This window comes from Acinetobacter sp. 161(2023) (genome assembly GCF_037027805.1).
GTDB lineage: Bacteria > Pseudomonadota > Gammaproteobacteria > Pseudomonadales > Moraxellaceae > Acinetobacter.
In genome coordinates this window covers 21847-28200 of sequence record NZ_JAZEYD010000024.1, presented here as the reverse complement: position 1 = coordinate 28200, position 6354 = coordinate 21847, and the positions used below count along the sequence as shown (strand labels likewise).

Here is a 6354-nt window from a genome sequence, read left to right as displayed (position 1 = left end):
AGCGAAAATTGAAAATAAAGTATTTAGAACTAGTACGATAATAAAAGAAAATTTCGAGTCCATTCAAGTTTAGAAATGAGCTTCCAAGCCTACATATGGGCCCTTAAATTCAAACTTAAGATCATTATTATCGTAGTCTTCTAAATCAATATTGATTAATTAGATTACATTTTTATATGGAAACTTATTCTTTAAACTGGAAAAGTAAGTAGCATGAAAATTATAAAGAGTAAGAAAAATGAAATATCAAGGAAGTTGTCATTGTGGTCAGATTAAATTTGTAGTGGAAAAGGTGTAAATGCAGAAGGTAATTCTATTTTTGCTATTAATGTTAGATGCATAGATGACATAGATTTAGAAAAAATAACAATAAATTATTTTGATGGACATTCAGCTTAATAAATATAAGGATTTATTTAATGACAGTAACAAAGCAACTAGCTCCAAAGCAGATAGAAATTTTAATTGAAACACTAAAAGATAGGTTCGAAAAGAATTTACATCGTCATAAAGAAATAAGATGGACTGAAGCGCAAACTAAACTTATTAAATCTCCTGAAAAATTATGGTCATTGCAAGAAATGGAGAATACCGGAGGAGAGCCAGACATTGTGGCTTATGACCCAAAGAGCGATGAATATTTATTTGTAGATTGTTCTCCTGAGACACCGAAAGGTCGTAGAAGTCTTTGTTATGATCGAGAAGCTTTGGTGGCTAGAAAAGATCACCCTCCTAAGAATAGTGCAATCGAGGCGGCTAAAGAAATGGGAGCTGAGCTTCTCACAGAAGAGCAATATCATGAATTACAAAATTTAGGGGAGTTTGATCTTAAAACATCAAGTTGGCTCAAAACCCCAGATGAGATTCGACAGTTAGATGGAGCAATTTTTGCAGATCGTCGTTATGGTCGGGTCTTTATTTATCATAATGGGGCGCAATCTTATTATGCTGCTCGTGGATTTCGGTGCTATCTAAGAATATAGATTTTACAGTTTTATAAGAATTATTAGGTTTGATGTTTTATGCCAAGAAATTGGAGATTCTTGCAACTTTTGATTGATGTTAAACATGACAAGATATGCTCTGGAATTAAATAAAAACATCAGGACATCTCTAAAAATGCAACCTAATCCAATTTACTATAATGAACAACATATTGCTTTTGCTGATAATGTTCGCCGATTTGTACAAAAAGAAATAGCACCTTTCGTTAATGAATGGGATGAAGCTGAGACATTTCCTAGAGATCTTTATAAAAAAGCTGCTGAGATTGGTTTATTGGGGTTAGGGTTCTCTGATGAATATGGTGGCATTCCCGATGCTGATCCATTCTATTCATTATTGGCTGGTATAGAAATGGCGAAGGCTGGGTCGGGTGGAGTGCATATCTCATTGATGGTACACACAATTGGTGCTCCGCCAATTCAGCACTTTGGAAGTGAGGAGTTAAAAGCAAAAGTCCTTCAGAGTATTATTTCTGGTGAAAAAATTTCTGCTTTAGCTATTACAGAACCTGGTGGTGGTTCTGATGTTGCTGCATTACAAACGAAAGCCATTCGTGATAGTGATTACTATATTGTCTCAGGTGAAAAGACATTTATCACATCGGGAATTCGTGCAGATTACTATACTGTTGCGGTGCGTACAGATCCAACTAAAACGGGGGCTGAAGGTATTTCAATGTTGTTAGTTGATGCTCACAGTGAAGGACTTACTAAAACACCTTTGAAGAAAATGGGATGGTGGGCTTCAGATACGGCTCATTTGCATTTTGACCAAGTACGAGTACCTGCATCAAATCTTCTTGGTAAAGAAAATGCTGGTTTTAAAGTCATTATGAATAACTTTAATATGGAGCGCTTTTTCTTAGGTGTAGTGGCTTATGGATATGCATTGGTCTGTTACGAAGAAGCCCTAGACTGGGCACAGCAACGCAAAACTTTTGGTAAGCGATTAATTGATCATCAAGTGGTACGTCATAAATTGGTAGATATGGCAACGCAATTGACCTCAACACGGGCATTGCTTGAAGAAACTGCATGGAAAATGACTCAGCCAAAATTACAAGGACCTGAGTTGGTGGCTCAAATTTCAATGCTCAAAAATGTGGCTACAAGAACTATGCAATTTTGTGCTGATGCAGCTGTGCAAACATTGGGGGGCATGGGTTTTATGCGTGGAACTAAATCTGAACGTATTTACCGTGAAGTCAAGGTCAATATGATTGGTGGAGGTGCTGAAGAAATTATGAAAGATTTGATTAGTAAGCAGTTGGGTTATTAATTCTATTTATAAGGTGGCTTTTAAGCTGCCTTATCTCTTTTTTGAGCCATTTATCATGAGGTTTCATTCCACATTTCATTTAAAATAGCCCACCGTTCATGATCTTTCCATTCTTTTCCCCCTACTCGAAGATAATGTCGAGAAAAACCTTCTTTAATAAACCCTGCATTTGCAACAAGCTGAATTGAAGCAGTGTTTTCGGGTTGTATGTTTGCTTCTAATCTATGCAAGTTTAAATTTTCAAATGCTTCTTTAAGTAATAATTTCAAGCCTTGTTTCATATATCCATGACCTGATAAGGATGAAATACTTCATATCCTAAATAGGCTGAATGAAAGTGCCCACGAATTATATTCGAAATATTAAATGTTCCGACAATTGCATGGCTTTCAGTTAAGCAAACAAAATAACGATGTTCCTGTTCTAAATATGTTTGAAAGTTGGTTGGCGGGTAAATCCAAGGCTGATGTAGTTGAATACTGTTTTTATATGCTTCTTTAATTTCAGCTAAGTCATTTATTTGAGGTTTACGCAAATAGACTAAACTCATTTCAAAGCCATCTCCCATACCATTTCGGTTAATTCATCAATTTTGACTTTACCTTCAGATTTATACCAAGTCACAGTCCAAGAAATCGCACCACCAACTAATCGTCGCCAAATAAATGCATCATGTTTTATCTTGCCCTGTGCGCGTAACTTTTCAATAACATCTAACCAAATTTGCTCATATTCATTACGCATTTTCAAAAGGTAATCCTGTTTTTCCTTTGAAAGGGCAAACCACTCGTAAACTAGCACAGCCATTGAAGCACCGGTATCTCCGGTAATTGAAATAAGTTCTGCTTTAATGAGAGCTCGTAACTGTTGCTCTGTATCTGTAGATTGAGTCGCGGCATCTTTCAAACAGGCAAGATTGTAAATAATGGTTTGTTCCATTACATGAGCGAGGATGTCATCTTTACTTTTGAAGTAGTGGAATAAGCTTCCCGATTGAATTCCAATAAATTGAGCCAGTTCACGGACAGTAGTTTTGTCATAGCCTTGCTTATGAAATAGATACGCGGCTCCCTGTAATAAACGCCCACGTGGGCTATCATCAAAGCAAGGGATATTTGGAATCTGTTCAATTGAAGTAGCAATCATGCGAAAGCTGGATCCTTTATATAAAAATACTTAATAGAAAAATTTGTCAAATCCCACAATATTTTAGCTAAGTTGTTGAGTTTGGCAGTTTTGGTCAATACCACAATAACATTTTGCTCTTTACAAACCAAGCGCTTGCTTGGTAATGTTGGGTATGATTTTTAAACAAAATAATGAGAAATAAAATGGCAAGTAATCAACAGGATGATGAGCGTGTCGTAAAAATAGGTTGTGCCTCAGGCTTTTGGGGCGATACCAATACGGCAGCTTTCCAGTTAGTTCATTTAACCGATATTAATTATTTGGTTTTTGATTATTTGTCAGAAATTACGATGTCGATTATGGCAAAAGCGAAGATGGTGGAACCAAAGCATGGTTATGCTTTGGATTTTGTCAGTCGAGTGATGGCACCTCTACTTAAAAAAATTGCAGAAAAAAAAATTAAGGTGATTAGTAATGCTGGTGGTGTTAATCCATTGGCGTGTCGAGATGCCTTGCAAAAAATAATTAAAGAATATGGTCTAGATCTGAAAGTTGCCGTGGTTTTAGGCGATGATCTTTTAGCGCAACATGAGCAACTTAAGCAGCAAAATATTCAGGAAATGTTTAGCGGTGAAGCTTTGCCAGAGCAGGTGGTGAGCAGTAATGCTTATTTAGGGGCGGTGGCTATTCACGATGCCTTAGACTTAGGCGCCGATATTGTAATTACGGGCCGTGTCGTAGATTCGGCTGTAGTGCTTGCTCCATTGCTTCATGAATATCAGTGGTCGCTCGATGACTATGACAAGTTGGCGCAAGGCTCCTTGGCAGGACATGTGATTGAATGTGGCGCTCAATGTACGGGCGGGAATTTTACCGATTGGCGTTTGGTTCAAGGCTTCGACAATATGGGTTTTCCTATGGTTGAAGTCAGTGAGGACGGCTCATTTGTAGTCACCAAACCGAAAGGTACAGGTGGATTGGTTTCTACCGCAACAGTTGCAGAGCAAATCATGTATGAAATTGGCAATCCACAAGCCTATTTATTACCAGATGTGATTGCCGATTTTAGTCAGGTACACCTAGAACAAGTCGGTGAGCATCGAGTACGTGTGACTGGTGCAACAGGACAAGCGCCTACAGCACAATATAAAGTGAGTGCAACTTATCCTGATGGCTATCGGGTTTTAGTCAGTTTTCTAATTGCAGGACGTGAAGCACCACAAAAAGCGCAAGTCATTGCCGATGCCATTTTAACTAAATGTGAGCGTGTGCTGGCCATGCGTTCAGTACCTCCTTTTAGCGAAAAGTCTGTTGAAATTTTAGGCATCGAAAGTACCTATGGAGCACATGCCCAAGCATTAAATAGCCGCGAAGTTGTAGTCAAAATAGCTGTAAAACACATGTTTAAAGAAGCGTGTATGTTCTTTGCATCTGAAATTGCACAGGCTTCTACAGGTATGGCTCCTGCTTTGGCAGGAATTGTTGGAGGCCGACCAAAAGCATCTCCAGTGATTAAATTATTTTCATTTTTAATTAATAAAAATCAAATTAATGTCGAAATTGATTTTGAGGGGAACCGCTATCCGGTCGAGATTCCACAAGGAGTTTCTACAGAGCAATTCCCTAGTTTATCGGCGGGTGAAAGTGCGGTTTATCAAGGGAATGAAATTGAAGTTCCTTTGATTGAAATTGCCCATGCCCGCAGTGGTGATAAAGGTAATCATAGCAATATCGGTGTGATTGCGCGTAAAGCAGAATATTTACCGTGGATTCGTGCAGCACTGACTGAACAGGCTGTTGCAAGCTATATGCAACATGTTTTGGATGCTGAAAAAGGGCGTGTAATTTGTTATGAGTTACCAGGTTTAAATGCACTGAATTTTATGTTGGAGAATGCCTTGGGTGGCGGTGGTGTTGCAAGCCTGCGAATCGATCCGCAAGGTAAAGCATTTGCACAACAATTATTGGATATGCCTGTCAAAGTTCCTGCAAATCTTTTAGAAAAATAAAATGAATGGATGAAACAATATGAGTTATCAATCAATTTTTAGACCAGATGCTTTCTCTAATAAAGTATTCATTGTGACAGGTGGTGGCTCAGGAATTGGCCGTTGTACGGCACATGAGCTTGCTGCTTTAGGTGCTCAAGTGGTGATTACAGGACGCAAAATTGAGAAATTAGAGAAAGTAAGTCAAGAAATTATAGAAGATGGTGGTCAGGTTCATTTCATTGTTTGTGATAACCGTGAAGAAGAACAAGTAAAAAATATGATTGCCGAAGTGATTGAGAAATTCGGCAAGCTTGATGGTTTAGTTAATAATGCGGGCGGTCAGTTTCCATCAGCATTAGAGAATATCTCGGCGAATGGTTTTGATGCAGTCGTGCGTAATAATTTGCACGCAACTTTCTATTTAATGCGTGAAGCATATAACCAATGGATGGCAAAACATGGTGGCAGTATTGTCAACATGACTGCTGATATGTGGGGTGGCATGCCGGGAATGGGGCATTCTGGTGCTGCGCGTTCAGGAGTTGATAACTTAACCAAAACCGCATCGGTTGAGTGGGGGAAATCAGGTGTTCGCGTAAATGCGGTTGCACCGGGGTGGATCGTATCATCAGGCATGGATAATTATAGTGGTGATTTTGCCAAAGTGATTATTCCAAGTCTTGCTGGCAATGTACCTCTAAAGCGTATGGGAACCGAGTCGGAAGTCTCATCAGCAATTTGCTATTTATTATCTGATGCTGCGGCTTTTGTGTCAGGTGTAACTTTACGTATTGATGGTGCCGCATCGCAAGGTACGCGTATGTATCCATTAAGTGACGCGACAAATAGTGAGTCTTATAACGGTTTCCACCGCGCATTTATCCCTGAAATTTTTAAGGATAAGACTGAAAAGGTAGAGCAAGACGATAAGTTAGGGTTGGACTGAGGAATA

5 protein-coding genes and 3 pseudogenes are annotated in these 6354 nt (G+C 38.7%); 5 read left to right on the top strand and 3 right to left on the bottom strand.

Annotation, left to right across the window (positions count from 1 at the left end; all coding sequences use genetic code 11):
* Window positions 1–69: 69 nt before the first annotated feature.
* Window positions 70–159 (bottom strand): annotated as a pseudogene (locus WA249_RS18170) (TIGR04219 family outer membrane beta-barrel protein); the annotation flags it as partial.
* 141 nt (window positions 160–300) lie between these two features.
* Here WA249_RS18170 and WA249_RS18990 point away from each other — a divergent pair.
* From WA249_RS18990 to WA249_RS18160, 3 genes and pseudogenes are all read left to right on the top strand, one after another.
* Window positions 301–399: pseudogene (locus WA249_RS18990) on the top strand (GFA family protein); the annotation flags it as partial.
* A gap of 20 nt (window positions 400–419) precedes the next feature.
* Window positions 420–983: a DUF4256 domain-containing protein gene (locus tag WA249_RS18165; protein WP_336170816.1), complete on the top strand. Its 564-nt coding sequence runs from the start codon at window positions 420–422 to the stop codon at window positions 981–983.
* 136 nt (window positions 984–1119) lie between these two features.
* Entirely contained in the window at window positions 1120–2283 is a 1164-nt protein-coding gene (locus WA249_RS18160) for an acyl-CoA dehydrogenase family protein (RefSeq protein WP_336170814.1), read from the top strand.
* Between the two features lie 53 nt (window positions 2284–2336).
* Here the strand turns inward: WA249_RS18160 and WA249_RS18155 are convergent.
* Both WA249_RS18155 and WA249_RS18150 read right to left on the bottom strand, forming a co-directional pair.
* Window positions 2337–2833: pseudogene (locus tag WA249_RS18155) on the bottom strand (GNAT family N-acetyltransferase).
* The gene (locus WA249_RS18150) at window positions 2830–3429 is read right to left on the bottom strand and encodes a TetR/AcrR family transcriptional regulator (RefSeq protein WP_336170812.1); all 600 of its coding nucleotides are present in this window, start codon (window positions 3427–3429) and stop codon (window positions 2830–2832) included. The pseudogene WA249_RS18155 and the gene WA249_RS18150 overlap by 4 nt, the downstream one beginning before the upstream one ends.
* Before the next feature lie 185 nt (window positions 3430–3614).
* On the opposite strand from WA249_RS18150, the gene WA249_RS18145 reads away from it, so the two are divergent.
* A complete protein-coding gene (locus WA249_RS18145) occupies window positions 3615–5420 on the top strand; it encodes an acyclic terpene utilization AtuA family protein (protein ID WP_336170810.1) in 1806 nt (601 codons plus the stop codon).
* A gap of 19 nt (window positions 5421–5439) precedes the next feature.
* A complete protein-coding gene (locus tag WA249_RS18140) occupies window positions 5440–6348 on the top strand; it encodes an SDR family oxidoreductase (RefSeq protein WP_336170809.1) in 909 nt (302 codons plus the stop codon).
* The last annotated feature ends 6 nt before the right edge of the window (window positions 6349–6354 follow it).